This window comes from Amycolatopsis eburnea (genome assembly GCF_003937945.1).
Lineage (GTDB): Bacteria > Actinomycetota > Actinomycetes > Mycobacteriales > Pseudonocardiaceae > Amycolatopsis > Amycolatopsis eburnea.
Window position 1 is genome coordinate 401,469 of record NZ_RSEC01000059.1, and the last position, 25,530, is coordinate 426,998.

Below are 25,530 nucleotides of genomic sequence, written 5' to 3' on the forward strand. Positions count from 1 at the left end.
ACGATGTCGTCATCAACGTCGATGGAGGGAGCAGCCGTGGGAGATCCGCACAGCGGGCTGCACAGCGAGCACGGCGCGCTCGCGGGTGAGCACCCCGGCCGGGCGGCGAACCCGGTGATCAAGGTGCACGACCTGGCCTGGCTGGAGTTCGAGAAGCCGGACCTGGAGCGGGCGGAGGTGTTCGCCCGGGCCTTCGGGTTCACCACCGTGCTCAGCACCGGGCGCGAGCTGCACCTGCGGGGAACCGACGCCGGCGCGCCGTGCGTGCTCATCCGCAAGGGCGCCCGGTCGAAGTTCCTCGGGCCGGCGTTCCTGGCCGCCACCCCGGGCGACGTCCTGCGGCTGGCCGAAGCCACCGGCCGGCCGGTGAACCGGCTGCCGGAGACGCTGGGCGGCGTCGTCGTGGACCTGCCCGACCCGAGCGGCCTGCGGGTCCGGGTCGTCTCGGACACCCACGTCCTACCCGCGCTGCCGCCCCAGGACCCGCAACTGCTCAACTTCGGGCACGACGTCCGGCGGGTCAACGCCACGCAACGCCCGCCCCGGGCCCCGGCGCTGGCGCAACGGCTCGGGCACGTGGTGCTGCAGACGACCCGCTACCGCGAGGCGCTGGACTGGTACCTGGACCACCTGGGCCTGATCGTCAGCGACTTCCTGTACCACCCCGGGCAGCGCGAGCGCGGCCCGGTGATGAGCTTCATCCGGTGCGACCGGGGTGCCACCCCGGCCGACCACCACACGCTGGCCATGGTCCTCGGCCCGGCCGACCGCTACGTGCACTCCGCCTACCAGGTCGCCGACCTCGACGCGCTGGCCGCCGGGGGCGAGTACCTGCGCGCGCACGGCTACCACCACTCTTGGGGCATCGGCAGGCACGTCGAAGGCAGCCAGCTGTTCGACTACTGGCGTGACCCGGACGGGTTCATGGTCGAGCACTTCAGCGACGGCGACCTGTTCGACAACACCCTCGAGCCCGGCTGGGGCCCGCTGACCGCGGCCGGGCTGGCCCAGTGGGGGCCACCGGCGACCGCCGACTTCCTCGGCGTCAAGCCCGGCAAGGAATCGCTGCGCGAACTGCGCGCGGTGTTCGCGGCGCTCCGCGAAGACAACGAATTCGACGCCCGGCGCTTGCTGGGCCTGCTGAAGGTGGCCCGTTCATGAGCTTGACCGTCCTGCGTACCGCCGACGCCTGGTACCTCGCCACCCCGGCGGGTGCGGCGAAGATCCCGACGGCCGCGAAGACCACCGCCGAACTGCTCGCCGACCGTGCGGCGATCTCCGACGCAGCCACGAACACCGTGCCGGTGGCCTCGCTCGACCTGGTCTCGCCGGTCACCGCGCCCTGCCGCGTGGTCGCCCAGATGACCAACTTCACCTCGCACGTCACGGACGCCGGGATGGATCCGAAGACCGTGCCGTTGACGTTCTTCCGCAAGGCGTCCGGGTCGATCAGCGGCCCGTTCGACGACGTCGTCAAGCCGCCGCACGTGCGCCTGCTCGACTACGAGGTGGAGATCGGGCTGGTCATCGGCCGGGAGATCCCGGTCGGCGACGAGATCAGCGCGCCGGAGGAGTGCGTCGCGGGCCTGGTCGTGACCAACGACGTCTCCGCCCGCGACCTCCAGCTGCCGCAAACCCAGTTCTACGAGGCCAAGTCGTACCCGACCTTCACCCCCGCCGGGCCCGCGCTTGTGCTGCTGGAGGGCCACGAGCTGAAGCGGTTCGCCGACCTGCGGCTGCGGTTGTCGGTGAACGGCACGGTCCGCCAGAACGCGGTCGTCGGCGACGACATGATCTACCGCCCGCACGAGGCCCTGCGGGCCCTGGCCCGGTTCCAGCGGCTGGATCCCGGCGATCTGGTGCTGACCGGGACCCCGGCCGGCACCGCGCTGTCCGCGCCGCCGAAAGCCGTGGAGAAGATCGCCGCACTGCTGCCGCCCGCACTGAAGTGGAAGCTGTTCTTCAAGGGCCAGGCGAAAAACCCGAAGTACCTGGCCGACGGCGACGTCGTCGAGGCGACGATCTCGACCGACGACGGCGCCCTCGACCTGGGCACCCAGCGCACGATCGTGCGGTACCGGCGATGACCGGCGCTTCCCTGTGGCCGTCCTACGCCGGACCCGCCGACCTGGCCGCGATCGAGGCCGTCCCGCTCGCCGAACGCGGCCTGCCCGAGTCGACCTACGCCCTGCTGCGGCGGGCCGCCGGGTGGTGGCCGGAGCACCCGGCGACCACCGTGCTGCCCGAGGCCGCGCGGTGGCGCGAGCCCGTCCGGCGCACGTTCGCCGAGCTGCTCGCCGAGGTGCACCGCTACGCGAACCTGCTGCGCGACCTCGGGGTCCGGCGGGGCGACGCGGTCGCGTTGCTGTCACCCAACTGCGCCGACCTGGTTCCGGCGACCCTGGCCGCCCAGCTCGCCGGGATCGCGGCCCCGCTGAACGGCGGCCTGTCCCACGACCACCTCGGCGAACTCCTCCGCCGGTCCGGCGCGCGCGTGCTGATCACCGCCGGGCCGGAACTCGCGCCGGAGGTCTGGGACACCGCCCGGACGCTGGCCGCCGAGCTGGACGTCGTCCTCGTGCTGCGCCCGACCGGCGCATCGCCCGCGGTGCCTGCCATCGAGGGCGTGCGCGTCGGCGACCTCGCCGAGCTGGCCTCCACAATGGACTCGTCCGGTTTCGCCGGTGAACCGCCGGTGGCGTCGGATCTGGCCGCGTTGTTCCACACCGGCGGCACCACCGGCGCCCCGAAGCTGGCCGCGCACACGCACGCCAACGAGGTCGCCGACGCGTGGATGATCGCGGCCAACTCGCTGCTCGACGTCGGCTCGGTCGTTTTCGCCGCGCTGCCGCTGTTCCACGTCAACGCGCTCGTCGTCACGCTGCTCGCGCCGCTGTTCAAGGGCCAGCACGCGGTGTGGGCGGGTCCGCTCGGCTACCGGGAACCCGCGCTGTACGGGGAGTTCTGGAAGATCGTCGAGCACCACCGGATCGCGGCGATGAGCGCGGTACCGACCGTGTACGCGGTGCTCGCACAGTGCCCGGTCGACGCCGACATCGCCAGCCTGCGCTTCGCCATGGTCGGCGCTTCACCACTGCCCGCGGCCGTGCGCGAAGGCTTCCAGGCGCACACCGGCGTCACGCTGGTCGAGGGCTACGGGCTGACCGAGGCCACCTGCGCCAGCGCGCGCAGCTTTCCCGACATCGCGCGCCCGGGCACCGTCGGCCAGCGCCTGCCCTACCAGCGGATGAAGGTCGTCCACCCGGAAACGGGGGAGGAGCTGCCCGGCGGCGAGACCGGCGTCCTGGCCATCAGCGGTCCCACGGTGTTCCCGGGCTACGTCGTCGGCCGGGACGAAGACGGATACCGCCTGGACGGCCTCGGCAAGCTCCGCGACGGCTGGCTGAACACCGGCGACCTGGCCCGGCTGGACGCCGACGGGTTCGTGCACCTGGCCGGCCGGGCCAAGGACCTCATCATCCGCGGCGGGCACAACATCGACCCGGCGCTGATCGAGGAAGCCCTGCTCGCCCACCCCGAGGTGACCGCGGCCGGCGCGGTCGGCCGTCCCGACGAGCATTCCGGCGAGGTCCCCGTCGCGTACGTGACCCTCGCGCCCGGGGCCACGGCAACCGAGGCCGACCTGCTCGCCTGGGCGGCCGACCGAGTGCCCGAGCGCGCCGCCGTGCCGAACGCCGTCACCGTGCTCGACGCGTTGCCCGTGACCGACGTCGGCAAGCCCTACAAGCTCGCGTTGCGTGCCGACGCGACCCGCCGCGCGATCGCCGAGGCCCTCGCCCCGTTCGACGCGGTGACGGTCGATGCGGTGATCGAGGACGGAACCGTGGTCGCCGCCGTCACCCTTCCGTCCGAAGTGGACGAACCGAAGGTCAGGGCGACCCTCGGCCGCTACGCCGTCCCCGCCCGCCTGACCTTCGGGGAAACCTCATGATCGCGTTGTCCGTCCTCGTGGCGGCCGTCTTTTTCCTCTTCGGCGCGGCCAAGCTGTTCGCGCTCGCGCCGATGCGGGAACGCGCCACGCACGCCGGGTTCTCCGTCGGCGCCTACCGCGGCATCGGCGCGCTGGAGATCGCCGGGGCCGCCGGGCTCCTGCTCGGCTTGACCGTGCCGGTGCTCGGCGCCCTGGCCGGGGTCGGCCTGCTGCTCCTGCTCGCGGGCGCCCTCGTCACGCACGTGCGCAACCACGACCGCGGCCGCGACCTCGTGCCGGCGCTGGTCTGCGCGGTGCTCGTCGCCGGCTACCTCGTGGCACTGGGGGTGTCGCCGTGAGGGTGCCCGTCGTCATCGTCGGGGCGGGCCCGGCCGGACTGACCGCCGCGGCGCTGCTCGGCCGGTACGGCGTCGAGTGCCTGGTGCTGGAGCGGTGGGAGTCGGTCTACCCGCAGCCCCGCGCGGTCCACCTGGACGACGAGGTGCACCGCATCCTCGGCCGGCTCGGGCTGGCCGGGGAGTTCGCCGCCATCTCCCGGCCCTGCCACGGGCTGCGGCTGCTCGACCCGGACCTGCGGGTGCTGGCGGAGTTCCGCCGTTCGCCCGGCAGCGGCCGGCACGGCTACCCCGAGGCGAACATGTTCGACCAACCCGACCTGGAACGCCTGCTCCGCACCCACCTGGCGACGGTCGACTCGGTCACCCTGCGCGGAAACACCGAGGTCACCGGGATCCGGCAGGACGGCACCGGCGTGCGCGTCGAGGTGGCCGACCGCGGCACCGGCGCGCGCGAAATGATCCACGCGGACTACGTCCTGGGCTGCGACGGCGCCAACAGCCTCACCCGGACGGCGATCGGTGCGACGATGGCGGACCTGAAGTTCGACCAGCGCTGGCTCGTCGTGGACGTGGCGACCACCGCCGACCTCGGTCAGTGGGAAGGTGTGCACCAGGTCTGCGACCCGCGCCGCGCCGCGACCTACATGCGCATCGGGGAAACCCGCTACCGCTGGGAATTCCGGCTGCTGCCGGGCGAGACCGCCGACGACTTCGGTCACCTCGACCGGCTGCGCCCGCTGCTCACGCCGTGGACCGGGGAGAGCGACCTGGAGATCGTCCGCGTCGCCGAGTACACCTTCCGCGCGCAGCTCGCGGACCGGTGGCGCGACCGCCGGGTGTTCCTGCTCGGCGACGCCGCCCACCTGACCCCGCCGTTCATCGGCCAGGGCATGGGCGCCGGGCTGCGTGACGCGCTGAACCTGGCCTGGAAGCTCGCGGGTGTCCTCGACGGGAGCCTGCCCGAGACCGTGCTCGACACCTACGAGGCGGAACGCAAGCCGCACGCCCGCGCGATGATCCGGCGGGCGGTGCTGGTCGGCAAGGCCATGACCGAAGGCGGCCGGTGGGGCGACCTCGTCCGCCGGGTGGTCGCACCGCGCCTGAACGGCCACGTCCTCGACAGCGCGACGCCGCCGCTGCACCGCACGGACCTGGTCGTGCGGCCTCGTTTCGGGCGGTCGTTGGCGGGACGGCTGTGCCCCAACGCCCTTCTCGACGACGGAACCCGTTTCGACGACGTCGCCGCCGGGCGCTTCGCCGTCGTCACCACGAGCACGCCGTCGGAGACCGAGCGGGCCGCCATCCGGGAATCCGGCGCGGTTCTCGTCCCCACCCGGCGTTCCGGCGAGCTGCGCCGCTGGCTGCGCACCGGCGCGGCCGTCGTCCGTCCGGACGGCACGGTGCTGAGCGTCGGTAACAGCCTTTCCCGGTGCCGGTATCCCTAGTACGCGCCGCCGCTCTCCGAATCGAGCAGCTGGCGGTCGGAGGACTGGAAGATCAGCACGTTGTTGATGTTCACCGTCCACTCGTTGACGAACCGTTCCGGGTGGAAGTAGGTCAGGCGGGTCTCCTGCATCCTCGCGGCGAGCATGTCGCTGGCCACGCCGGTGAACGCCGGCTGGCCGGGCAGCACTTCGCGCAGTACCTCGTCGGCCAGGACGAGCCCGGGCCGCAACGACACGATCAGCGCGGGGGAGACGGGGAAGTCCGACCGGACGACCACTTCCACTTCGAATCCGGGCGGCCGGGGCGGCGCGCCGTACTCCGACGGCCAGGGCTGCGCCTGTCCGAGCTTGGCGGCGACCACCGCGGCCGCGGTATCGGGCGGGGTCGGTGACGGGCGGCCCGGAACCGGCTTGACGTCGCCGAAAGCGACCGTCAGCGGGCCGAACCGCAGCGGTCCGGGCGCGGTCGGGCGGACGACCACCTGTGCGGTCGTGGTCAGCCGCTCGTCGTCGTCATACCCCGGCGGCAGGAGCAGGTCCACGTCGGTTTCCGGCCCGAGGTCCTGACCCAGCCCGCGCGCGAGGGCCTCGGATTCGGCGAGGAGGTTGAGGGAAAGGTCCACCACGTCGTCGACCGCGTCGACGAGGTCGCTGCCCAGCTCGTCGATCCGCTCCTCACGACGGCCCCGCAGGCCCAGCCGGCTCGAGCGGGGGAGCTGGTCGCGGGCCTTCTCGTAGGCTTTGGGGCCGAACAGCGGCAGCGCCTCGGTCAGCGCCCGGAACGCCGCTTCGTTCAAGGTGTTCAGCGCGGCGGGCACGGCGTCGGGACGCCCGGCGGAGAGGGAGCACAGCGCCACGTACCGCTCGGCCACCGCGATCTGCAGCGGGGACTTGGCCGACGCGGCCGCGGCGGCTTCGCGGAACAAGTCCCGCGCGCGGGACAGCTCGGCGGCCCGCGAGTTCGGCTCGGGCGCGGTGCTCGCGTCGCGCAGGGCCCGCTGGCCGGCGCCCAGCGCGATCGTGTACCGCTGGTCCAGCAGCTCGTCGAGCTGACGGCCGATGCCGTTCAGCTGCTCGCTCAGGCGATCTTCGCTGGCCACCAGTTCGCCCAGCAGCTCCGAGGCCAGCCCGCTGAGCTCGTCGTTGCCGGTGAGCGCCCGGATCAGCTGGGAGGCGCCGTACTTCGCGGCGATCGTGGCGATGGCGGTCATGGGCTCCACGTGTCTCACCCTAGAGGGCCGAGCCACCCGGAGCGGCGATCCGGTCGTCCAGTGCACAGGTGAGCGGTGGCGGGGCGCGGGAGATCAGCCCTTGGCCAGCACCTCGAGCAGTGCCGCCGAGAACTCCTTCGGCTTCTCGAGGTGCGGGCTGTGCCCGGCGTCGGCGATGACCACCTCGCGGTAGTCGCCGCCCGCTGCGGCGTAGCGGTCGAGGACCGCTCTGGTCTGGGTGACCATCGGCTGCGCGGGGTGGGTGGCTTCACCCGGCCAGCCGGGCACCGCGCCGAGCCGGCCGAGGTGGGCGAGGTCGAACATGGAGGTGTCGGACACGATCTGGTCGTCCGCGCCCCGCACCCAGAGGATCGGGGGCTTGCGCTCGAGCGCGTCGAGGTCGTCGAGGCGGAAGTGGCCGGGCGCCATGGTGTTGAGCACGCCACGGGTGCCCGGTGCGACGCCCGGCCACGCGTCGGTCGGGGTGAGGTCGCCGGGGTAGTGGTCGTCGCCGACCCGGGTGGTGAGCATCGACTCGACGAGGTCGTCGAGGCGGGCGGGGTGGAACGGCGGCTTGACGTAGAAGGCCAGCAGCACTTGTCGCGGGGAGAACGGCGACTCGTCCGAGGTGTCGCCGTCCTTGAGCCGGGCGACGAAGTCCGGGTTGGCGCCCCCGCCGCCCGAGCCAGCACCCACGGCGTCGACCGGCTCGCCGTCCGCGCCCTTGGTGCCGCCGAAGCCGTAGGGCGAGACCGGGTTGACCAGCGTGACGGTGCGCGCGAGCGCGGGGTGCTCGCGCAGCAGCCGCAGCACCACGCCGCCGCCCATGCTCCAGCCGACCAGGTGCGCGGCGCCGACGCCCAGCGCGCCCAGCGTGGCGACCACGTCGTCGGCGTAGTCGCCCACCCCCCGCGTCGCGTCCACCGGCAACGGGTCGGTGCCGCCGAACCCGCGCAGGTCCACCGCGATCGGGCGGTACCGCGGCGGCAGGTCGAGCATGGACTCCTGCCAGAAGGCGGAGGACGACACGTTGCCGTGGACGAACACGACCGGCTCGCCGTGCTCGCGGCCGGCCACCTCCAGCACGTGCACGGTCAGCCGGTCGGTCGGCACCTTCGCCGAAGTGATCCCGTCGAGGAGTGTGGTCACCGTCGTCCCTTTCACGCCAGCCAGCTCGTCACCTGGGACATCGACGCCGACGCCCAGCCGAGCTGCAAGTGGTTCACCGAAGCGACCAGCGCCGTCGCGGCGAGGTGGCCGATGCCCGTGCTGTCCAACGCGCTGGCCACGAACACGATGCCGTCGCTCGGGCCGCGGTTCTCGTTGAACACGCCGACGATGCTGGGCGAGCCGCCGGCCAGCAGGTACACCGAGACGCTCGCCGGGGTGCCGGCGGACTGGAGGGTGGAGATCATCGACCCGGCGTCGATCGCGGCCTGGATGCCCGTCCCGTCGGTGTAGAAGCCCTGGCCGCCGTAGTAGGTCGTGTACCAGTCCTGCTGCGAGCCGTCCACGCCGAACGCGCTGTCGAAGCGGGCCAGCATCTGCCGCTGCCCGGGGTAGGTGTCCCAGCCGGCGGTGGGCGTGATCGACAGTTCCGGGTGGTAGGTGTACGCGCCGTAGCAGGTCATCCTGGTGTGCGGGCTCGGCGCGTTGATGCCGACGCCGCACTCCGGCCAGATCGACAGGTCGTGCGCGAAGCCGTGCGCGAACGGGTAGTCGTAGCCACCGTTCGGCCCGCCGAGGGTGATCAGCTTGCGCACGTCGCCGGCGTAGGCCCGTCCCCACGGCGGCTTCACCGAGGACACGTACATCCGGGTGGACAGCTCGCCCTTGCTCCAGCCGACCAGATCGACCTGGCTCACCCCGAGCCGTGACTTGATCAGCGCGATCGCGTCCCCGACCTGCTGCGCCTGCTGGCGGTTCTCGCCCTGCTTGTGCGCGAAACCGATGGCGAACACCCGGTACCCGCGCGAGCTGAGGTACTGCATCAGGCCGGTCGACGGGCACGTCGCCGAACCGCACCCGAAGCCGCCGGACTCGTTCGGATTGGCCCACGCCCGGTCGGGGTTGTCGTTGGCACCGTGGACCAGCAGCACCGGCGTGGCCTTCGCGCCGGTCGACCAGCCGGGCGCGGAGTACAGCAGGAACCGCGACGAGGACGGCCGCGCCACCCCGCCGAAGAAGGTCAGCCGCTGCCCGTCCTGGTTGCCCCGCCCGTCCGGCGGGTACTGCTCGTCGGCGAAACCCGGTGTGGTGTCGCGGTAGCGCTCCACCTTGTCCCACCCGTTGGCGACGGTGCTGAACGTCGCCTCGTTGGTCAGGTAGGCGGGAGCGGCCGAGGCAACGGGCAGAGCCGGCGCCGCGACCTGCAGACCGACGACGACGGCGGCAGCGGCCACCAGGCTGAGCAGGCGCACGACGGGCTCCTCACGACACCGGGAGAACTCCGCAACTATCGGCCACCGGGCGAGCCGGGGGCAATGTGCGCCGGCCACGTCCCGCGCGCGTCGGACATGGTCGTGGGCACCACATCGAGAGGCGGGTCGCTCAGCCGAGCCGGGCCATGCCCATCACGGCGTGACCGGGGATCCCGGCGATCGCGAACTTGCCCGGACGCGGCGCGCCGGCGATCCACAGCTGTCCCGTCCCGGTTGTCGCGAGGGCGAACGCCACGGCCACGTTCCGCATCCGGAACCCGATCGTGCGGCCGTCGGGCAGCACCGCCCGGCCCTGGATGCGGACGAGGCCGTACCGGTTGATGCCGATCGGCCGGTCGACGACGACGGTCAGCTCGGTCCAGGAGCCGGCCGGGACCGGAGCGCGGAACTGGATCGCGCGGCCCGCCACGACCAGCGCGAAGAGCCCGATGAACCCGGCGAGGAAAACCGCCCCGCCCTTGGCCGCCACCAGGGCCCGCTCGTCCGGCAGGTCGGCCGCCGCCCACGCGGCGAGGGCGGCGGTGACGCCGTACACCGCCGCCGAGTACCACATCAGGTGCGCGATGTGGCGGCGGTAGGCCGTGAGCACCGGGTCGTGCCGCGGCGGGGTCGGCACCCGGGATTCGGCGGGCAGCGGACGCGCGCCGGGCAGCGGGTGGTCGGCGATGCGCGCCGCACCGAGGACGCCGGTCCCCGGCAGCATGACCATCGCCCGGTCACCGAGGCGCAGCAGCCAAAGCCGGCGTTCCCCGGCCAGCTGCACCCGCAGCGGCGCGGGCAGCTTGGCGTGCAGCCAGCGGCCGTCGGGCAGCCGCACGCCGACTCGGCGCCCGGCGACGAGCAGCTCGTCCGGGACAACCGGTTCGAACCGGGCCCGCAGGAACGGCACGGCCCGCCGAAGCGTCGTCAGGACGGCGACGGTCGTGAACAGGAGAACGCCGAAGAACACGACGAGGAAGAGCGGAGCGGCGATCCCGAACCGGCCGAAGAGCAGCGCCACCCCGCCGACGACGAACGGCAGCGGAAGAACGACGTGAGCGGCCGCCCGGCGGCGTGCGGCTGCGTGGAGTTCGCCGAAGACGGGTAGTGCGCCCGCTGGCAGGGCGGGATCGGGCTCCCAGAGCCGGACGCGATCGGATTGCCGGCTGACGTTCACCGCCGCGCCCTGCCGATTTCCGTTGCCCGGCCGAGGATCGGGCCGGGAACTCGACGTTCGGTGGCGGGCATGGTGCTCCTCTCGCGCCAAGACGTGGTACATGATGCAACACGGGGACCGCGACGCCGCCACCGCATCACGATTCGGGGCACGGCAAGAAGTTCGCTTGACACGCGGGGCCGCACTTGCTTTTGTTCGTGCTTCACGCACTGGACTGGGGGGGCCGATGCAGCCACAATTCTCCGCGCCTGTTCCGCAGAGACCGATGCCGCGGGTTCGGCCGCTCGCCGCGTGGCAGAGCGCGTCCGCGATCCTGATCACCGTGACCACCGCGGTCGGCGTCGCGGACGTCGCCGGCGAGTGGGGTGCCTTCCCCGTTTCCGCCGGGCTGGCCTGGACCTACCTGGGGATCCAGGTCGTCACCGGCATCGTCTTCGTGCGGTGGCTGTGGCTCGCCCGCGCCAACGCCGAGGTGATCGAACCCGCCCCGCACCGGCACTCGCGCGTCTGGGTGGTGCTCGGCTGGATCGTGCCGATCGTGAGCTTCTGGTTCCCGCAGATGGTCGTCCGGGACGTCTGGAACGCCAGCAACCCCCAGCGCCCGCGCGGGACGGGCCTGCTGTACCCGGCACCCGGCGGCGAGCTGATCTCCTGGTGGTGGGCCGCCTACCTCACGGACCAGGTGCTCTCCACGATCGGCGGCCGCCTCACCGGCGACACGGTGACCGCGCGCGACGTCGACACCGTGGCGGCCGCCGCCACGGTCGCGTCCGCCGCGCTCGTCATCGTGATCAGCGCCCGGATCACCGCCTGGCAGGCGAACCCGGGAGTTCCGCATCAGGCGTAGCCGCGCTTGAGCATCATGCCCGCGGCCTTGGCGAACTCGGCGTCGGTCGGGATGGCGAAGCCCAGCGCGTTGGCGTAGCGGGTGATGGTGTCGAACACGGCCGCGACCGCGACGGCGTCTTCGAGCTGCCGCCGGGTCACCCCCGCGGCCAGCGCCGCCCGTACTTGGTCGCCCGTCAGCTCGTCGGGACGCAGCGTCATGGTTTCCAGCACCGCGAGGGTGGCGCGCAGGGGTTCCGGAATCGGCGCCGTCCGGTAGTCGGCGAGGGTGGCGTCGGCGATGGTCTTGTCCATCCCGTGCACGGCGATGGCGCGGTGCGCCCCGACGCAGAAGGGGCACGAGTTCCACTTCGCGACCACCGCGGCCATCAGTTCCCGCTCCGCCACGGACCATCCGCTCGGTCCGCGCATCGCGGCCTGCGTCCACGCGCCGAGCGCCGTCCCGACGAAACCCTTGTGGTAGAACGCGACCCGGGCCGCGTCCGGGAGACGTGCGCCCAGCGCCAGGGAAATGACCCGGATCAGCACCCGGTTGCGCAGACCGTCGCCGCGTTCGACTTCAGGCAGGCGCATCGGTCGCCTCCGCGATCACCCGGGCGGCGGCGTCCCACCGGGCCAGGCCCGCCCCGACGCAGGCGGACATGACGATCTCGAACGCGGCCTTGTCGCTGCCTGCCGCCTGCCGGACGGCGTCGACGCCGGCGTCGGTCACCCGGTAGGAGGCGGCACCGATCTGCCGGGCCAGCTCGTCGTACGGTTCGGCGACGGGCGGCCCGCCCGCCGCCCGGGCCGCTACCGCGGTCCGCAGTGCCGCCTCGGTGATTCCGGTGCCGCCCGCGATCGCCGCGCGCAACTTTTCCGCGCGGTGGCGGTGGGAGTCGTCGGTGCTCATGTGGCCTCTCCGCTGCTCCGTCGGGATCGGGTGACGGTAGCCGCTTCAGCCCCCGGCGGCATCCCGTCGCGTCGCGGCGCGGAACCGGTCGAGGTAGAGCGGCCAGCCCGAGCCGGAGCCGAGGCTGGTGAAGCTCTGCCAGCCGTCGCCGTGGCGGTCGAGGTGCCGGTGTTCGAGCGCGACCCGGGTGCGCCCGGCGCCGTCGGGGGTGAACCGGATCTCCACCTCGCTGGTGTGGCCGGGGTCGGTCTCCAGCTGCCAGCGCGGGCTGATGTCCCAGCTGAGGACCAGCCGCTCCGACGGCTCGCAGGCGAGGACCCGCGCCCAGGTGCACCGGCTCCCGTCGGCACCGACGTCGTACACGGTGCCGCCGGCTTCGGGCTCGAGGACGGTCCGCTCGATCGGCACCGGGAGCAGGTTGTGCTCGCGGGGCTTGACCTCGTCGAACCGTTCGGTGAACACGCGGAAGGCGTGCTCCGGGGTGACGTCGACGACGACGTCGGCGTGCAGTGCGGTCGAGTCCGGTGACGTGGTGCTCATCGGGGTCCTTTCGTCGGTTGACGCACCAGAGGACGAACGGCCGCCCGGCTTCTCGACAGCTCACGCCGGCGGATACGTAGTTCTCCCGACGCGCGGCAGCTCACGCGCTCGCTATACCTGGGCCTCCCGTCGTCGACGGGGGATTCCGGAGAGGACGTTCGCAATGTCGCGGAAAGCACGATGGAAATCATGGGCCGCCGGCGCCCTGGGCGCTGTTCTCCTCGCCGCATCGGGTACGAGCCCGGCGTCGGCGGGTCTCGCCGGCGACAACCCGTTCGCGCGGGGGCCGGCCCCGACCGAAGCCTCCGTCGAAGCGGAGCAAGGCCCGTTCGCCGTCGGCACGGAAAAGGTCGGCGCCGGACAGGGGTTCGGTGGGGGAACGATCTACTTCCCGACCGACACCGGCCAGGGCACGTTCGGCGCCGTGGCGGTCGCGCCGGGTTTTCTCGAAGCCGAAAGCGCCATCGCCTGGTACGGCCCGCGGCTCGCGTCGCAGGGGTTCGTCGTCATCACGATCGCCACGAACAGCGTGTGGGACACCCCGGACGCCCGCTCGGAAGAGCTGCTCGCGGCGCTGCGGTACGTCACCGATGCCAGCCAGGCCAAGGACCGGGTCGACCGGAACCGGCTGGCCGTGATGGGGCATTCGATGGGCGGGGGCGGGACGCTGATCGCCGCCCGGAAGGCGCCCACGCTGAAGGCCGCGATCCCGCTCACCGGCTGGAGCCCCAACACGAGTTTCTCCGACCTGCGGGTGCCGACGTTCGTGGTGAGCGCCCAGAACGACTTCATCGCCCCGGACGGGACCTTCTCGCGGCCGTTCTACCAGAGTCTGCCGTCCACTTTGGACAAGGCGTACCTGCTGCTCGCCGGGGTCGGGCACCTGGCGCCGACCAAGCCGAACACCACGATCGCGGAGTACAGCATCTCCTGGCTCAAGCGCTTCGTCGACGAGGACACGCGGTACGAGCAGTTCCTCTGCCCGCTGCCCACGGGTGACCCGGCGATCGCCGCGTACCGGGGCACCTGCCCGCTGGGCTGATCACGCCGGACCGGGTCCGGGTCCCGTCCCGGTGGCGTGCTTTTCGTTCACCCAGATGGCGACCTGGGTCCGGTTGGCGAGATCCAGCTTGTTCAAGATGTGCTGGAGGTGGGTTTCCGCGGTCCGCTGGGCGATGACCAGGCGGACGGCGATTTCGCGGTTGCTCAGCCCGGTCGCGACCAGCCTGGCGATCTCCGATTCGCGCTGGGTCAGGGGCGGCAGCACGGCGGGGCCGTCCGCGGGCGCCGGGCTCGCCGGCGGTGCCAGGATGTCGTGCGGGTTCCGCGCCTGCCCTTCGCCGAAGGCCTCCTCGAACCGCGTGTCGCCCAGCGCGTCGCGAGTGGCCTGCAGCAGCTGCCGGTGGGCCAGCGACACGGCGATGTCCGGCTCCGCACCGCATCGGTCCCACAACGTCGCCGCCGTGCCGAACAGCCTCGCCGCGCGCGGCCAGTCTTCGCGCCGGGCCGACGCCCACGCCAGTCCGTCCACCCGGTACGCCGCCGACAGCACGTCCGGGCCCCGAAGGTCGATCTCCAGCGCGTCTCGCATCGCGCGTTCCCCGACGTCGAGGTCGCCGCCGAAGAAGATCTCGACCGTGCCCAGCCCGAACAGGGCCATGGACCGGTAGGAATCGTCGCGCGCCGATTCGCACAGCCGCCGCATCTCCGCCAGCAGGTGCCGGGCGCCGGCGAGGTCGCCGCGGTACGCCGTGGCCACCGCCTGGATGAACATCGGGTGCAGCCGGCTCCGGACGGCTCCTCGCGCGTCGAAGATCCGCACGGCTTCGGCGGCGTTCTCCAGCGCGTGCGGCTCGACCGCGATCAGCGCCACGAAGGCGCGTGCGTGGCAGAGGTGGGGAACCGCGTCTTCGTCGCCGATGCTTTCGGCCAGCTTCAGCCGGTGCCTCGCCCCGTCCAGATCCGCGTGGAGGGCCGCGCAGAGAGCCGCGCGGGCCTGGGCCCTCGCCCGGCCCGGGGCGTCTTCGGCGGTGACGGCGAGGGCGCGGTCGAGCCACTCCCGGATCTCCCACGCCGCGCCCCGCGCCATCCAGTACTCGATCACGCCGCTCGCCATCCGGAGGACGACCACGGCCTCGTCCGGGTCGCGCAGCGACCACGACAGCGCCGCCCGGAGGTCGGCGTGCTGGTCGGACAGGCGCGCGAACCAGTGGTCGCGCCGGGGGCCGAACCATTCGGCGTCGGCCTGGCCGAGCAGCCGTACGTGGTGGTCGCGGTGCCGCCGGGCGATCGCCTCGGCGATCCCGGCGCCGGCCAGCCGTTCCTGACCGAACTCGCGCAGCGCCTCCAGCATCCGGAAGCGGACCGCGGTCACCCCCTCGACGCGCAGCAGGACCGACTTGTCGACCAGGCCGTCGACGGCGTCCAGCACCGCGAGGCCGTCGAGCCCGGCCGGGCCGGGGGCCGCGCAGACGTCCTCGGCGGCGGACAGGTCGAACGCGCCGGCGAACACCGAGCAGCACTCCCAGACCGTGCGCTCGACGTCCGTGCACAGCGAGTGGCTGCCCTCGATGGTGGCCCGCAGGCTGCGGTGGCGTTCGGGCAGCGACCGCGCGCCGGTGGTCAGCACCGCGAGGCTCGCGCTCATCCGCTCGGCGATCTGGCCGGGCGAGAGCACGCGGATGCGTGCCGCGGCCAGCTCGACGGCCAGTGGCAGGCCGTCCAGCTGCCGGCACAAGCCCACCACGGCGGCCGCGTTGTCCTCGGTGAGCCGGAACGACGGCAGCACCTCGGCCGCCCGGTCGACGAACAGCCGCACCGCGTCGTACACGAGCGCGTCCCCGGCGGTCAGGGCGCTTTCCGGAGGCACCGCCAAGGGCGCGATCGGCAGGACCCGCTCCCCGGCGACCCGCAGCGAACACCGGCTGGTCGCCAGGACCACCAGGTCCGGGCACCGCTGCAGCAGGACCTCGACCAGCTCGGCGCAGTGGGTGACGAGGTGCTCGCAGTTGTCCAGCACCAGCAGCATCCGCCGCTCGCGCAGGTGGGCCAGGACGGTGTCGCGGGCCGTCCGGGCGGCCGTGTCGTGCAGGCCGAGGCAGTCGGCGAGCGTGCGGGTGACCATGGTGCCGTCGCGCAGCTCGGCGAGGCCGGCCACGGCGACGCCGTCGGGGAACGCGCGGGTCACCGAGCCGGCGACCCGGCCGGCGAGCCGGGTCTTGCCCACCCCGCCGGGACCGGTCAGCGTGACCAGGCGGGCCTCGCCGAGCAGGCGCCGCACTTCACCCTCGTCCTCGGCGCGCCCCACGTAGCTCGTGAGGTCGCGTCGCGCTCCGCCCGCCGTCATCCGAATCCGTCCACCACCGACATCCTGATCGGTCCCGGCCGCGCTGTCCATGTGGCCCAACGCCCGATGCGCCGATCGGCGGCAGGGTACGTATCGCGGGGATACGTGTTTCTGTCGACGCGTCCGGCGGCGACGGCGGGCCAGACTCGGCGCTCCAGCGCTGCCCGCCCGCTCCGGAGGTCGACGATGACCACCCCCTTGCCCCCTGGTGCCGCGGCGCCGCTCGCCCGCGCGATCGTCGCGGGCATCCGGCACGCCGTCCCCGAGCACGCCCCGCTGTTCGACGCGGACGCCGCGGAGTTCGTGGCGGCGCTGCTGAGCGGCTCCCGGCCGGCGCCGGTCGGGCGCACGGACGCCTTCCGCCGCGCCGGCGTCGCGGAGCACGCGGCAGGCGGCGACCTCGACCGCCTGTCCCGGGCCTACCAGGCGGGCGGCCGCCGCGCGCTCCCGATCGTGGCGGAGCTGGGCCGCCGGGCGGACGCGGGTGTCGTCGGTGCCGGGGTGGACGCCGTGCTCCGCTGCGTCGACATCCTGATCCGGCTGTCCACCGAGGCGTTCCGGGCCGCGCACGTGCCGACCGCCACCGATCTGCGCCGGGACCTGGTGCGCCGGCTGGTGACCGGCGGGCCGTGGACCGACCTGGCCGCGCGTGCGGGCTGGCAGCCGCCCGAGCGCGTCGTGGCCGTCGTCGTGGCGGCCGGGGCGCGCGTCGCGCCGTTCACCCCCGGAATGCTCACCGACCTCACGGCCGCACCGCCCTACCTGCTGCTCCCGGCGAGTGCCGACCTGACGCGGGTACTGGGCCACGGCCCGGCCGCGACGGGGCCGGTCGTCCCCGTGCCCGAAGCGGCGACGTCGCTGTACTGGGCGCAGCGGGCGTGGGAGCTGCGAGGCCGTGGCGTGCTGCCCGGTGACGGCCTCGTCCGGTGGCCCGACCACCTGACCACCCACTGGCTGGTCGCGGACGAGCTGCTGACCGGCGCGCTCGCCGCACGCAGCCTGGCGCCGTTGTCCGGGCTGGCCCCGAACCAGCGCGCGAAGCTCGCCGAAACCCTCGACGCGGTGCTCGATGCCCGCGGCGGTGCGCCCGAAGTTGCGGGAAGGCTGGGTATCCACCCGCAGACCGCGCGAAACCGCCTTCGCCGGTTGCGTAGTTTGTTCGGGGCGCGGTTGGACGATCCTGAAGAACGGCTCGGCCTGCGGATCGCACTGCGGGCCGAGCGGGTGCTGGCCGCCGAGGCCGAGTCCGTGGCGCGAACCGCTTGACCGTGGGTCGCGATCAGGCGGGTGGGTGCCACAGGCGGACGGGCCCGTCCTTGCCGAAGGTGGCGATGGTCCGACCGTCCGGGCTGAACCTCGCCCAACGGACGTCGGTGAGGGTGGCGATCGCGTGGCCGTCCGCCAGGTCGGTGAACGTGAGGGTGGCGTCGGACAGCGTGAGCAGGCGGGTGCCGTCCGCGTTCAGCTGGGCTTGGTTGTCCGGGGCCGGTGCGATCGTGATCGGGGCGCGGACCTGGTTGTGGGTGACCGGGTCCCACAGCCGGACGTAACAGGTCTCCGCCGTTTCGTCGACCGTGATCAGGTACCGGCCGCCCGGGGCGAACGAGACCCAGCGGTATGAATCGTCCTTCTGCAGCGTGATCGCCGGTCCGCGTTGCTGCCGGGTGGTGGCGTCCCACAGGGTCAGCGGCTCGGGCGCGCTGCCGGCGGCCCAGTCGCGGATGGCCAGGGTGCGGCCGTCCTCGCTGAAGGCGGCCTGCGTGACATTGGCCGTGGTGTCGGCGAACCAGGTTTGCCGGCGGCCGGGGACGTCCCAGAAGTAGACGCCCGATTCGTGGCCGGTGTCGTCGGCGGCGACGGCGAGGGTTCGGCCGCCGGGGCTGAGCGTCGGGTGCAGGAACCGGGTGTCGACCTTCCCGGCGTCGAGGGGCGCGGCCGCCGGGCTGCCGGTCGCCACGTCCCACTGCTGCACGACCGCGTGGTCGCTGTCGAGTTTCGCCGTGACGAGGGTGCGGCTGTCGGCGGTGAAGGTGAAGTCCTCCGCGCCGTTTTCGCCGAACGGGCCGAGGATCTGGCCGAGCTGACGGCCGGTGGCCACCTCCCGCAGCTGCACGGTCCCGTCGGTGTTCTCGACCGCGAGCACCCGGCCGTCCGGGCTGAACTGCGCCCAGCGCGCCTGCTCGGTCCCCGCGATGGTGCCGGCCGGGACGAGGTGGGGCGCGGCCGGCGGCGGTGCCGGGGGTTGCGGTGGTGGCCAGAGCTTCCAGGCCGTGACGCCGCCGGCGGCGAGGACGACCACGGCGATCGCCACGGCGAGCACGCGCCGCCGGGGCCGGGCGAGGACGGCCGTGGCCTGCCGGGCCGGCGCGGGCGGCGCGACCCGGGTCGGCGCGTCCGGTGCGCTGCCGGCCAGTCTCGCGACCTCGGCGTGCCGCTGCCGGATGAGCTCTTCCACCTCGGGCGGCCACGGCCGCGCGGAGGGTGCCTGCGGGCCGATCGATTCGACGAGCTCCGCGGCGGTGGGCCGCCGGTCGGGAGCGGCGGCGAAGCAGGGCCGGACGATCTCCCGGATCGACGACGGCAGCGCGCCGAGGTCGGGGTCGGCCAGCACGACGTTGTTCAGCGTCTGCAACGTGTTCCCGCCGTCGAACGGGCTGGCGCCGGTGCAGGCGGCGACGAGCACGGCGCCGAAGGAGAAGATGTCCCCGGCTTGGGTCGCCGGTTCGCTGCGCGCCTGCTCCGGGGACATGAACGCGGGCGAGCCGATCAGCCAGCCCGACCGCGTGATGCCGGGCCGGTCGTCGGCGGCGCGGGCGATGCCGAAGTCGATGACGCGCGGCCCGTCGTCGGCGAGCAGCACGTTGGACGGCTTGAGATCGCGGTGCACCAGGCCGGCGCGGTGGATTTGGCGCAGCGCGCCGGCGAGCCCGGCGGCCAGCCGGAGCACGGCGGCTTCGGGCAGCCCGCCGAGCGCCGTGAGCGTTTCGTCCAGCGACGGCCCCGGAATGTGCACGGAGGCCAGCCACGGGGTCTCGGCGTCGGGATCGGCATCGACGACGGCCGCGGTGTAGGCACCCGAAACAGCTTGCGAGGCACGGACTTCCTCGCGGAACCGCGCGCGGAAGCCCGGGTCTTCGGCGAGGTGCCGGTGCACGAGCTTGAGCGCGACGAGCCTGCCGTCGGGGCCGCTGCCGAGCACCACCTGGCCCATGCCGCCGCTGCCCAGCTGCCCGAGGATCCGGTACGGCCCGATCGTGCTGCGGTGGTCGATGGTGTCCTCCAGAAACCTGTGATCGCACCGATCCTGGCACCTCGGCGGCAGCCGTGGGGGCGGTTGGCGGGAACCGGTCAGCCGCCGTGGCGCACGCGGAACTCGGTGCCGTCCGGATCCGCCAGTACGACGGTGCCGTCGTCGCGGGTGCCGAGCCGAGTGGCGCCGAGGGAGATCAGCTTCTCGACCGCCGCTCGCCGGTCGCCGTCCGGGAGCAGTTCGAAGCGCTGCCGGTTCGCCGGCGCGGGCGGGTTTTCCCAGGTGTCCCAAGCGACTTTCGTGCCGCCGCGCGGTGACTGGATCGCGGTCTGCTCGCCCTGGTCCCACACCAGCGGCCAGCCCAGCGCCTTGCTCCAGAACAGGCCGGCCCGCCGGCTGCCGGCGCAGGTCAGCTCGCCCAGCGGGCCGCACCCGGCGAGGTAGTCGTTGCCGGGCTCGATCACGCAGAACTCGTAGCCCGCCGGGTCGGCCAGGACGACGTGCGGCTCCTCGGGGCGCTGCCCGACGTCGGTGTGGCGGCCGCCGAGGCTGATCGCCGTGGCCACTGTGTGCTGTTGGTCGTCGAGGTCGGCGCTGGTCAGGTGCAGGTGCATCCGGTGCGCGCCGACCCGGCCGGCGCGGCCCGGGACGAACCGCAGGCCGAGCTGGGTGTCCCCGCCCGGCAGCAGCACACCGCCGGCGTCCTCGACGACGTCCCGACCGAGCAGAGCGGCCCAGAAGCGTGCCGGTTCAGCCGGGTTCTCCGCCTCGAAGGTCACCGCCAGCGAACGCATTCCCGGAACGTAGCCACCGGCCCGGGCGGGCGGCAAGCCAATATGGGTCAGCTGGCCGGGCCGCCGACCAGCCGCCGTCGATCCGCAGCGTCGTCCCGGTGGCCGCGCGCAGCGCGGGGTCGGCCGCCAGCGCGACCGCGGCCTCGATCTCCCGGACGACTTCGGCGGCGTGAGCGGCGTTCGCGCGGTAGTGGACGATCACGTGGTGCCCGTGCGCGCCGCCCGCGGCGGGCGGCTCCGCCTTCTGTGCTCGGCCGCAGAGGTCGATGAGTGGTCGGTCGCCTGGAACCCCATGCCGTCAGGGCCACCTTACGGGCGTCTGACGCCCGTAAGGTGGCCTTAACGGCAGTCGGCGAGAAACCCGATCGCGACCGGCCACGGGAGACTGCCTGCCGGTGCCGGGTCGCCGGTTTGTTGTGCAACGTCAGGCGAAGGTCCGCACGATCGTTTCGGCGGCGTTGTCGGCGACCGCGTCGATCTCGGCGGCCGGGAGCCGGCGGGTTCCGAGCTGCGAGCGGCGTTCGAGCGGGCCGGTCAGCAGGGCGAGGAACTGCTCCGCGACGACCGCGGGATCGCAGTGGCGCAGCTGCCCGCCGACGACCAGCCGGGCGAGGCGGTCCGCGAGCGCGTCGGCCAGCCGTCCGGCGGTGACCGCGTGGACGTCGGTCAGCAGCTCCGGAAACCGGCCCAGCTGGGCGTAGGTGAGCGTGCGGAGGGCGCGGGACTGCTCGTCGCAGCAGCGGCGGGCCAGGGCGCGGGCGGCGCGCGTGAGGCTCCGGCGTGGGTCGCCGTCCGGGGCGATCCGCGCCACCGCCGCGAGGTTGGCCGCCGCGACCTGCTCCGCGGCCGCGGCGAGCGCGGCGCGGAACAGGGTGTCCTTGTCCTGGAAGTGGTTGTAGACCGTGGGTTTCGCCACCCCGGCCGCGTCGGCGATCTCCTGGACGTTCGCCGCGTCGAAGCCGGCACGGGCGAAGACGGCGAACGCGGCGTCGAGGATCGCCTGCCGCTTGTCGATGCGGCCACCGGTCCTGGTCATGGACGTAGTTTACAACGGCCGCATCAGTTCGCTAATTTGAACTCACGAGTTCACTTTGGGAGGACACCTTGATCGTCAACCTGCTGCGGTTCCGCTTCCGCGACGACGTCACCGAGGACGAGCGCGAAGCCGTCCTCGAAGCCATGCGGCGGACGGCGGGCGTCGAATCCGCCGCGTTCGGCACCGTCGGCCGGGACCTCGGTGACCCGGCCGACGGCTTCACCCACGCCTACTGCGTCGGCGTCGAAGACCTCGCCGCGCTCGAGCGGTACATGCACGACCCGGTGCACCTGGCCGGGGACGACGTCATCCTGCCGCGTCTGGCGCGGCTCTCGGCGGTGCGGTTCACCGACGACGAAGACCCCGAGACCGGCGCGAAGATCTTCGCGTTGCACCAGGCGAAGCTCGCGAAGTACCCGGACTGGGAGCGGCAGCTGAACGCGATCCCCGCGTGAGCGCCGCTCACCCGGCCCGCACGGCTTCGGCGACCGCGAGGAGCGTGGCGACCGGCTCGTCGCCGAGGGGGTAGACGCCGACCTGGTCGGCGCCGGCGTCCCGGTGGGCCAGCAGCCGGGTCGCGACGGTGGCCGGGTCGCCGTGGGCGACGAGCGCGTCGATGAGGCGGTCGCTGCCGGCGCCGGAAAGGTCCTCGTCGGTGTAGCCGAGCCGCCGGAGGTTGTTCGCGTAGTTGGCGACCGCCAGCGCCGTTCCGGGTGGCGCGTTCCGGGCGATCGCGCGCGCTCGTCCGGCGTCCGGCTCGACGAGGGCGAAGTGCCCGGGCAGCAGCAGCTTGCCCGTGCCGACGGCGGAACGCGCCTGGCGGGTGTGCTCGGCGGGCACCATGCACGGGATGGTGCCCGCGGTGCGGTCGCGGGCCAGGCGCAGCATCCTCGGCCCGAGCGCGGCCACCACCACCCGCCCGGCCGGGACGCCCGCCCGGTCGAGCCGGTCCAAATAGGACACGAGGGTGTCGTACGGCGACGCCCACTCGGCGTGGACCTCGCGGTGCCCGATGCCGACCCCGAGGACGAACCGGCTGGGGTGCTTGGCTTCGATGCGGTGGTAGGAGGCGGCGACGGTGTCCGCGTCGGCGGTCCAGACGTTCACCACGCTGGTGCCGACGACCAGCCGGGTGGTCGCGTCGAGCAGCCGCTCGGCGAGGGCGAGGTCGGCCGGCGGCGAGGCGTCCAGCCAGAGCGTGCCGTAGCCGGCCCGCTCGACTTCCGCCGCGCTCTCCGGGGTGACTTGGTGCTCGCGCAGGTGCGCGCCGAACAGGCCGAGATCGATGGTCATGCCGCGACTTCAGCACGGCGGCGCGGCGCGAACCAGGACGAGGCCGCACGCGCAGCGATAACCTGGCGGCATCGTCGCAGGGGAGGACCGGTGGAACTACGGGCATTGCGGTACTTCGTCACGGTCGCCGACGAACTGCACTTCGGCCGGGCCGCCGACCGGCTGCACATCGCCCAGCCCGCGGTCAGCAGGCAGATCGCCCGGCTGGAACGCGAGCTGGGCGTCCGGCTCTTCGACCGCTCACCGCGCCGGGTCCGGCTCACGGCGGAGGGCCTCCGGGTGCTCGACGCGGCGCGCGAGGCACTGGCGGCCGCCGACCGCGTCCGCGTCGCGGCGACCCCGCGGGCGGGCGTGATGCGCATCGGCACCGGCACCGGGCAGTTCACCGCGCGCCTGGAGCGGGGAATCGACGCGTTGCGCGAGCGGGCGCCGGCGTTCGACGTGGTGCTCGTCGACCTGCCGCTGCCCGCGCGCCTGAACGCCCTCCGGCAGGGCGAAGTCGACCTGGCACTCGCGCGGGGGGTGCGGGCCGCGCCCGGGCTGCGGGTGCTGCCGACGTGGACCGAGTCGCTGTTCGCGGTGGTGTCCGCGCGGCACGCGGCCGCCGATCGCGCGGCCGTCGGCGTGGCGGAACTGGCCGACGGTCCTTTCCGGACGGCCGAGGACCACGACCCGTCGGTGGTGACGGCGCTGCGGGAGGCCGGTGTCCCGGTCCGCGCGGGACACCGGGCGGCCACGGTCGGGGACACGATCGTCGAGGTCGGCTCCGACCCGGGCAGCTGGACGGTGCTGCCCGCCGACCAGGTCGCCGACCTCCGCTCGACCCGGGTGCGCGCGATCCCGCTCGACCCGCGCACGACGATCACGGGCAGTGTCGTCATCCCGGCCGACCTCCCGTCCGGCTGCGCGGTGGCCCACCGAGCGGCTTTCGGCGATTGACCGCTCGCCGGTTTTTACAACACCTACTCATGTAAAATACGCTTGTGGACCAGACCTCCGGCGCGCTCCTGAGCGCCTTCAGCTTCACCTGGCTCGGCCTGGTGATCGGCATCTCCTTCATCGAGGCACCGCTGAAGTTCCGCGCGCCCGGGGTGACGATCCCGCTCGGCCTGGGCATTGGCAGGCTGGTGTTCCGGGCGCTCAACGTCGTCGAGTGCGTGCTGGCCGCCGGGCTCGTCGTCGCCGTGGCCGTCGGGGGTTTCGCGACACCGGCGAGCGTGCTGGTCATCGCCGTTCTCGTCCTGCTGGCGATCCAGCTCGCCGTGGTCCGGCCGCGGCTGAACCGCCGCACGGACCGGGTGCTGAGCGCGCCGGATGGCGCGGAGCTGCCGCGGTCGCGCGCGCACCTCGCCTACGTCGGTGCCGAGGTGCTGAAGGTCGCCGCACTGGTGGCGCTGGGCATCGCCGCCCGCTGACCGGGCCGGACGCCGTTGTGGGGTAGGAACGGGTCATGGTGACCCTGGACCGGCTGGTGAACGTCCTCGGCGGGTACGGCGTGCGGCTGTGCTGCTGCCCGGTCTCGCGGGACGTGTCGCTGCGCGATGTCGTGATGCACGACCCGGGTGAGGCCCGCCGGCCGCGCGGGGACGTGTACCTCGCCGTCGGGGCGGAGTCCGCCGTCGCGGCCGTGGAGCTGGCGGCCGCCGCCCGGGCGTCGGTTGTCCTGGTGCGTGCGGCCGCGCCCGTGGAACCCGCGGTGGTCGCGGCCGCGGAGGCCGGTGGGGTCGCGGTGCTCGCCGTCGAGCCGGAGGTGTCGTGGGGCGAGCTCGCCGGTGTCGTCTACGGGCTGGTGCTCGAAGGGCGCGAGACCGAGTCGGGGCGCGGGCCGACCGACCTGTTCGCCCTCGCCGACAGCCTGGCCGACGCACTCGGCAGCACGGTGACCATCGAGGACCAGCTTTCCCGCGTCCTCGCGTATTCCAGCCTGCAGCACGGCGCCGACCAGGTCCGGCTGGAGACGATCCTCGGCCGCCGGGTGCCGGACCGCGCTCGTGAGCTGTTCGAACGGCGGGGTGTGTTCGCCCACCTCGCGGCGTCCGACGAGCCGGTGTTCGTCGAGGCCGCGCCGGAGCAGGGGCTGAGCGGGCGCATGGTGGTCGCGGTCCGGGCCGGCCGCGAGTCGCTGGGCTCGATCTGGGTCGAGTGCGAGCGCCCGCTCGACGACGCCCGGCGGGCCGTGCTGCGGGACAGCGCGCGCACGGTCGGGGTGCACCTGCTGCGGTCGCGGGCGAGCGCGGACCTCGAGCGGCAGGTCGAGTCCGATCTGGTGATCCGGCTGCTCGAGGGCACGCCGGACGCGGCGTCGGTGCTCAGCCGGCTGGGGCTGGCGCCCGGGCGGTTCCGGGTGATCGCCCTGCAGGCCCACATCGCGCAGGAGCGCCACGCCGCGCTCCTGCTGGCCTTCGAACGCGCCACCACCGGGTTCGGCTGGTCGCGGCCGGGACGCAGCACGTTGTTCAGCAACACCGTGTACACCGTCCTGCCGGGGGAGGAGGTCACCGCGGCGCGGAAGTGGGTCGACGGCATGCGGGCCGCCTTGCCCGGGCCGGTGACGGTCGTCGCGGGGATCGGGGCCGCGGCCACCTTCGGCGAGCTGCCGGCGAGCCGGCAGGAAGCCGACGAGTGCGTCGCCCTCCACGACGCGCACCCCGGCGGCGACGCGGCCATCGCCTACGACGAGTCCTGGGACGACATCCTGGTGCAGCGGCTGCGGGCGGCCGCGGCGGCCGGCCGGGCGCCGGCCCGGGGGCCGATCGCCGACCTCGCCCGCCACGACGCGGAGAACGGCACCGGCTACCTCGGCACCCTGCGCGCGTGGCTGGAGACCCAGGGCGACCTCGCGCAGGCCGCCGAGCGGCTCGGCGTGCACCCGAACACGATCCGCTATCGGCTGCGGAAGATGGCCGAGGTGACGACCCTGCAGCTCGACGTGCCCGCGAAGCGGCTCGCCATGATCATCGAGCTGGCCGTCGCCCAGCCGCCGGTTTGAC

General features: G+C 73.6%; 25 protein-coding genes. 12 read left to right on the forward strand and 13 right to left on the reverse strand.

Translation table 11 applies throughout. The features are described from left to right. The first annotated feature begins 36 nt into the window (after positions 1-36). From EIY87_RS34045 to mhpA, 5 genes are read left to right on the forward strand one after another with little or no spacing between them, the layout of a single operon-like run. A complete protein-coding gene (locus EIY87_RS34045; RefSeq protein WP_225440204.1) occupies positions 37-1,161 on the forward strand; it encodes a VOC family protein in 1,125 nt (374 codons plus the stop codon). After that, on the forward strand, positions 1,158-2,087 hold the full coding sequence (locus tag EIY87_RS34050; RefSeq protein ID WP_125314005.1) for a fumarylacetoacetate hydrolase family protein: 930 nt from the start codon (positions 1,158-1,160) through the stop codon (positions 2,085-2,087). Before EIY87_RS34045 ends, EIY87_RS34050 begins: the two co-directional genes overlap by 4 nt. Then, positions 2,084-3,952, forward strand: coding sequence for an acyl-CoA synthetase (locus tag EIY87_RS34055; RefSeq protein WP_125314006.1), 1,869 nt, complete (start codon positions 2,084-2,086; stop codon positions 3,950-3,952). The genes EIY87_RS34050 and EIY87_RS34055 overlap by 4 nt, the downstream gene beginning before the upstream one ends. Then, complete coding sequence (locus EIY87_RS34060) at positions 3,949-4,290, forward strand: DoxX family protein (protein WP_125314007.1); 342 nt, start codon at positions 3,949-3,951, stop codon at positions 4,288-4,290. Before EIY87_RS34055 ends, EIY87_RS34060 begins: the two co-directional genes overlap by 4 nt. Further along, on the forward strand, positions 4,287-5,735 hold the full coding sequence (gene mhpA, locus EIY87_RS34065; RefSeq protein WP_318531909.1) for a bifunctional 3-(3-hydroxy-phenyl)propionate/3-hydroxycinnamic acid hydroxylase MhpA: 1,449 nt from the start codon (positions 4,287-4,289) through the stop codon (positions 5,733-5,735). Before EIY87_RS34060 ends, mhpA begins: the two co-directional genes overlap by 4 nt. On the opposite strand, the gene EIY87_RS34070 is transcribed toward mhpA, so the two are convergent. The 4 genes from EIY87_RS34070 to EIY87_RS34085 all read right to left on the reverse strand — a co-directional run bounded on the left by EIY87_RS34070 (position 5,732) and on the right by EIY87_RS34085 (position 10,543). Further along, complete coding sequence (locus EIY87_RS34070) at positions 5,732-6,955, reverse strand: hypothetical protein (protein ID WP_125314008.1); 1,224 nt, start codon at positions 6,953-6,955, stop codon at positions 5,732-5,734. The two genes, mhpA and EIY87_RS34070, sit on opposite strands and share 4 nt — an antisense overlap. 84 nt (positions 6,956-7,039) lie before the next feature. Beyond that, the gene (locus EIY87_RS34075; protein WP_125314009.1) at positions 7,040-8,095 is read right to left on the reverse strand and encodes an alpha/beta fold hydrolase; all 1,056 of its coding nucleotides are present in this window, start codon (positions 8,093-8,095) and stop codon (positions 7,040-7,042) included. 11 nt (positions 8,096-8,106) lie between these two features. Further along, positions 8,107-9,366 carry an esterase/lipase family protein gene (locus tag EIY87_RS34080; protein WP_125314010.1) on the reverse strand — a complete coding sequence of 420 codons (1,260 nt, stop codon included), beginning with the start codon at positions 9,364-9,366 and terminating at the stop codon, positions 8,107-8,109. Positions 9,367-9,496: 130 nt separating this feature from the next. After that, positions 9,497-10,543 carry a hypothetical protein gene (locus EIY87_RS34085; protein WP_125314011.1) on the reverse strand — a complete coding sequence of 349 codons (1,047 nt, stop codon included), beginning with the start codon at positions 10,541-10,543 and terminating at the stop codon, positions 9,497-9,499. 265 nt (positions 10,544-10,808) lie between these two features. Between EIY87_RS34085 and EIY87_RS34090 the strand changes: the two genes are divergently transcribed. After that, entirely contained in the window at positions 10,809-11,390 is a 582-nt protein-coding gene (locus EIY87_RS34090) for a DUF4328 domain-containing protein (RefSeq protein WP_158641412.1), read from the forward strand. Here EIY87_RS34090 and EIY87_RS34095 read toward each other — a convergent pair. Genes EIY87_RS34095 through EIY87_RS34105 form a run of 3 tightly spaced genes read right to left on the reverse strand, consistent with a single transcriptional unit; the run spans position 11,381 to position 12,821 of the window. Continuing rightward, positions 11,381-11,962: a carboxymuconolactone decarboxylase family protein gene (locus EIY87_RS34095; protein WP_225440205.1), complete on the reverse strand. Its 582-nt coding sequence runs from the start codon at positions 11,960-11,962 to the stop codon at positions 11,381-11,383. The genes EIY87_RS34090 and EIY87_RS34095 overlap by 10 nt on opposite strands. After that, positions 11,949-12,281 carry a hypothetical protein gene (locus EIY87_RS34100; RefSeq protein WP_125314013.1) on the reverse strand — a complete coding sequence of 111 codons (333 nt, stop codon included), beginning with the start codon at positions 12,279-12,281 and terminating at the stop codon, positions 11,949-11,951. The genes EIY87_RS34095 and EIY87_RS34100 overlap by 14 nt, the downstream gene beginning before the upstream one ends. A gap of 45 nt (positions 12,282-12,326) precedes the next feature. Then, on the reverse strand, positions 12,327-12,821 hold the full coding sequence (locus EIY87_RS34105; RefSeq protein WP_158641413.1) for an SRPBCC family protein: 495 nt from the start codon (positions 12,819-12,821) through the stop codon (positions 12,327-12,329). 163 nt (positions 12,822-12,984) lie between these two features. Between EIY87_RS34105 and EIY87_RS34110 the strand changes: the two genes are divergently transcribed. Next, positions 12,985-13,863, forward strand: coding sequence for a dienelactone hydrolase family protein (locus EIY87_RS34110; RefSeq protein ID WP_125314014.1), 879 nt, complete (start codon positions 12,985-12,987; stop codon positions 13,861-13,863). Here the strand turns inward: EIY87_RS34110 and EIY87_RS34115 are convergent, their stop codons facing one another. Next, the gene (locus tag EIY87_RS34115) at positions 13,864-16,167 is read right to left on the reverse strand and encodes an ATP-binding protein (RefSeq protein WP_125314015.1); all 2,304 of its coding nucleotides are present in this window, start codon (positions 16,165-16,167) and stop codon (positions 13,864-13,866) included. It abuts the gene before it with no gap. A gap of 186 nt (positions 16,168-16,353) precedes the next feature. Here EIY87_RS34115 and EIY87_RS34120 point away from each other — a divergent pair, with 186 nt between their 5' ends. Beyond that, a complete protein-coding gene (locus EIY87_RS34120) occupies positions 16,354-17,433 on the forward strand; it encodes a helix-turn-helix domain-containing protein (protein ID WP_125314016.1) in 1,080 nt (359 codons plus the stop codon). Between the two features lie 13 nt (positions 17,434-17,446). Here the strand turns inward: EIY87_RS34120 and EIY87_RS34125 are convergent, their stop codons facing one another. From EIY87_RS34125 to EIY87_RS34140, 4 genes are all read right to left on the reverse strand, one after another. Continuing rightward, positions 17,447-19,519 (reverse strand): WD40 repeat domain-containing serine/threonine protein kinase, encoded by a 2,073-nt coding sequence (locus EIY87_RS34125; protein ID WP_404800126.1) that lies wholly within the window; start codon positions 19,517-19,519, stop codon positions 17,447-17,449. Further along, positions 19,516-20,211 carry a VOC family protein gene (locus EIY87_RS34130; protein WP_125314018.1) on the reverse strand — a complete coding sequence of 232 codons (696 nt, stop codon included), beginning with the start codon at positions 20,209-20,211 and terminating at the stop codon, positions 19,516-19,518. Before EIY87_RS34130 ends, EIY87_RS34125 begins: the two co-directional genes overlap by 4 nt. Further along, a complete protein-coding gene (locus tag EIY87_RS48145) occupies positions 20,168-20,413 on the reverse strand; it encodes a hypothetical protein (RefSeq protein ID WP_191984371.1) in 246 nt (81 codons plus the stop codon). Before EIY87_RS48145 ends, EIY87_RS34130 begins: the two co-directional genes overlap by 44 nt. 222 nt (positions 20,414-20,635) lie before the next feature. Further along, positions 20,636-21,247 (reverse strand): TetR/AcrR family transcriptional regulator, encoded by a 612-nt coding sequence (locus EIY87_RS34140; RefSeq protein WP_125314019.1) that lies wholly within the window; start codon positions 21,245-21,247, stop codon positions 20,636-20,638. A gap of 68 nt (positions 21,248-21,315) precedes the next feature. On the opposite strand from EIY87_RS34140, the gene EIY87_RS34145 reads away from it, so the two are divergent. Then, positions 21,316-21,702, forward strand: coding sequence for a Dabb family protein (locus EIY87_RS34145; protein ID WP_125314020.1), 387 nt, complete (start codon positions 21,316-21,318; stop codon positions 21,700-21,702). A 7-nt stretch (positions 21,703-21,709) separates the two neighbouring features. Here EIY87_RS34145 and EIY87_RS34150 read toward each other — a convergent pair whose 3' ends face one another. After that, positions 21,710-22,540, reverse strand: a complete 831-nt coding sequence (locus EIY87_RS34150) for a TIGR03620 family F420-dependent LLM class oxidoreductase (protein WP_125314021.1) — start codon at positions 22,538-22,540, stop codon at positions 21,710-21,712. A gap of 90 nt (positions 22,541-22,630) precedes the next feature. On the opposite strand from EIY87_RS34150, the gene EIY87_RS34155 reads away from it, so the two are divergent. From EIY87_RS34155 to EIY87_RS34165, 3 genes are read left to right on the forward strand one after another with little or no spacing between them, the layout of a single operon-like run. Next, positions 22,631-23,479, forward strand: a complete 849-nt coding sequence (locus EIY87_RS34155; protein WP_125314022.1) for a LysR family transcriptional regulator — start codon at positions 22,631-22,633, stop codon at positions 23,477-23,479. A gap of 44 nt (positions 23,480-23,523) precedes the next feature. Further along, positions 23,524-23,955 (forward strand): hypothetical protein, encoded by a 432-nt coding sequence (locus tag EIY87_RS34160; RefSeq protein WP_125314023.1) that lies wholly within the window; start codon positions 23,524-23,526, stop codon positions 23,953-23,955. 35 nt (positions 23,956-23,990) lie between these two features. Beyond that, the gene (locus EIY87_RS34165) at positions 23,991-25,529 is read left to right on the forward strand and encodes a PucR family transcriptional regulator (RefSeq protein ID WP_125314024.1); all 1,539 of its coding nucleotides are present in this window, start codon (positions 23,991-23,993) and stop codon (positions 25,527-25,529) included. Position 25,530: the final 1 nt, after the last annotated feature.

Excerpts from the sequence above, each read along its gene's own strand:
- EIY87_RS34105 (WP_158641413.1), bottom strand. The coding sequence starts at position 12,821 with ATGAGCACCACGTCACCGGACTCGACCGCACTGCACGCCGACGTCGTC.
- EIY87_RS34095 (WP_225440205.1), bottom strand. The coding sequence starts at position 11,962 with ATGCGCCTGCCTGAAGTCGAACGCGGCGACGGTCTGCGCAACCGGGTG.
- EIY87_RS34130 (WP_125314018.1), bottom strand. The coding sequence starts at position 20,211 with ATGCGTTCGCTGGCGGTGACCTTCGAGGCGGAGAACCCGGCTGAACCG.
- EIY87_RS34100 (WP_125314013.1), bottom strand. The coding sequence starts at position 12,281 with ATGAGCACCGACGACTCCCACCGCCACCGCGCGGAAAAGTTGCGCGCG.
- EIY87_RS34090 (WP_158641412.1), top strand. The coding sequence starts at position 10,809 with ATGCCGCGGGTTCGGCCGCTCGCCGCGTGGCAGAGCGCGTCCGCGATC.
- EIY87_RS34120 (WP_125314016.1), top strand. The coding sequence starts at position 16,354 with ATGACCACCCCCTTGCCCCCTGGTGCCGCGGCGCCGCTCGCCCGCGCG.
- EIY87_RS34115 (WP_125314015.1), bottom strand. The coding sequence starts at position 16,167 with ATGACGGCGGGCGGAGCGCGACGCGACCTCACGAGCTACGTGGGGCGC.
- EIY87_RS34050 (WP_125314005.1), top strand. The coding sequence starts at position 1,158 with ATGAGCTTGACCGTCCTGCGTACCGCCGACGCCTGGTACCTCGCCACC.
- EIY87_RS34140 (WP_125314019.1), bottom strand. The coding sequence starts at position 21,247 with ATGACCAGGACCGGTGGCCGCATCGACAAGCGGCAGGCGATCCTCGAC.
- EIY87_RS34165 (WP_125314024.1), top strand. The coding sequence starts at position 23,991 with ATGGTGACCCTGGACCGGCTGGTGAACGTCCTCGGCGGGTACGGCGTG.
- EIY87_RS34055 (WP_125314006.1), top strand. The coding sequence starts at position 2,084 with ATGACCGGCGCTTCCCTGTGGCCGTCCTACGCCGGACCCGCCGACCTG.
- EIY87_RS34060 (WP_125314007.1), top strand. The coding sequence starts at position 3,949 with ATGATCGCGTTGTCCGTCCTCGTGGCGGCCGTCTTTTTCCTCTTCGGC.
- EIY87_RS34150 (WP_125314021.1), bottom strand. The coding sequence starts at position 22,540 with ATGACCATCGATCTCGGCCTGTTCGGCGCGCACCTGCGCGAGCACCAA.
- EIY87_RS34110 (WP_125314014.1), top strand. The coding sequence starts at position 12,985 with ATGTCGCGGAAAGCACGATGGAAATCATGGGCCGCCGGCGCCCTGGGC.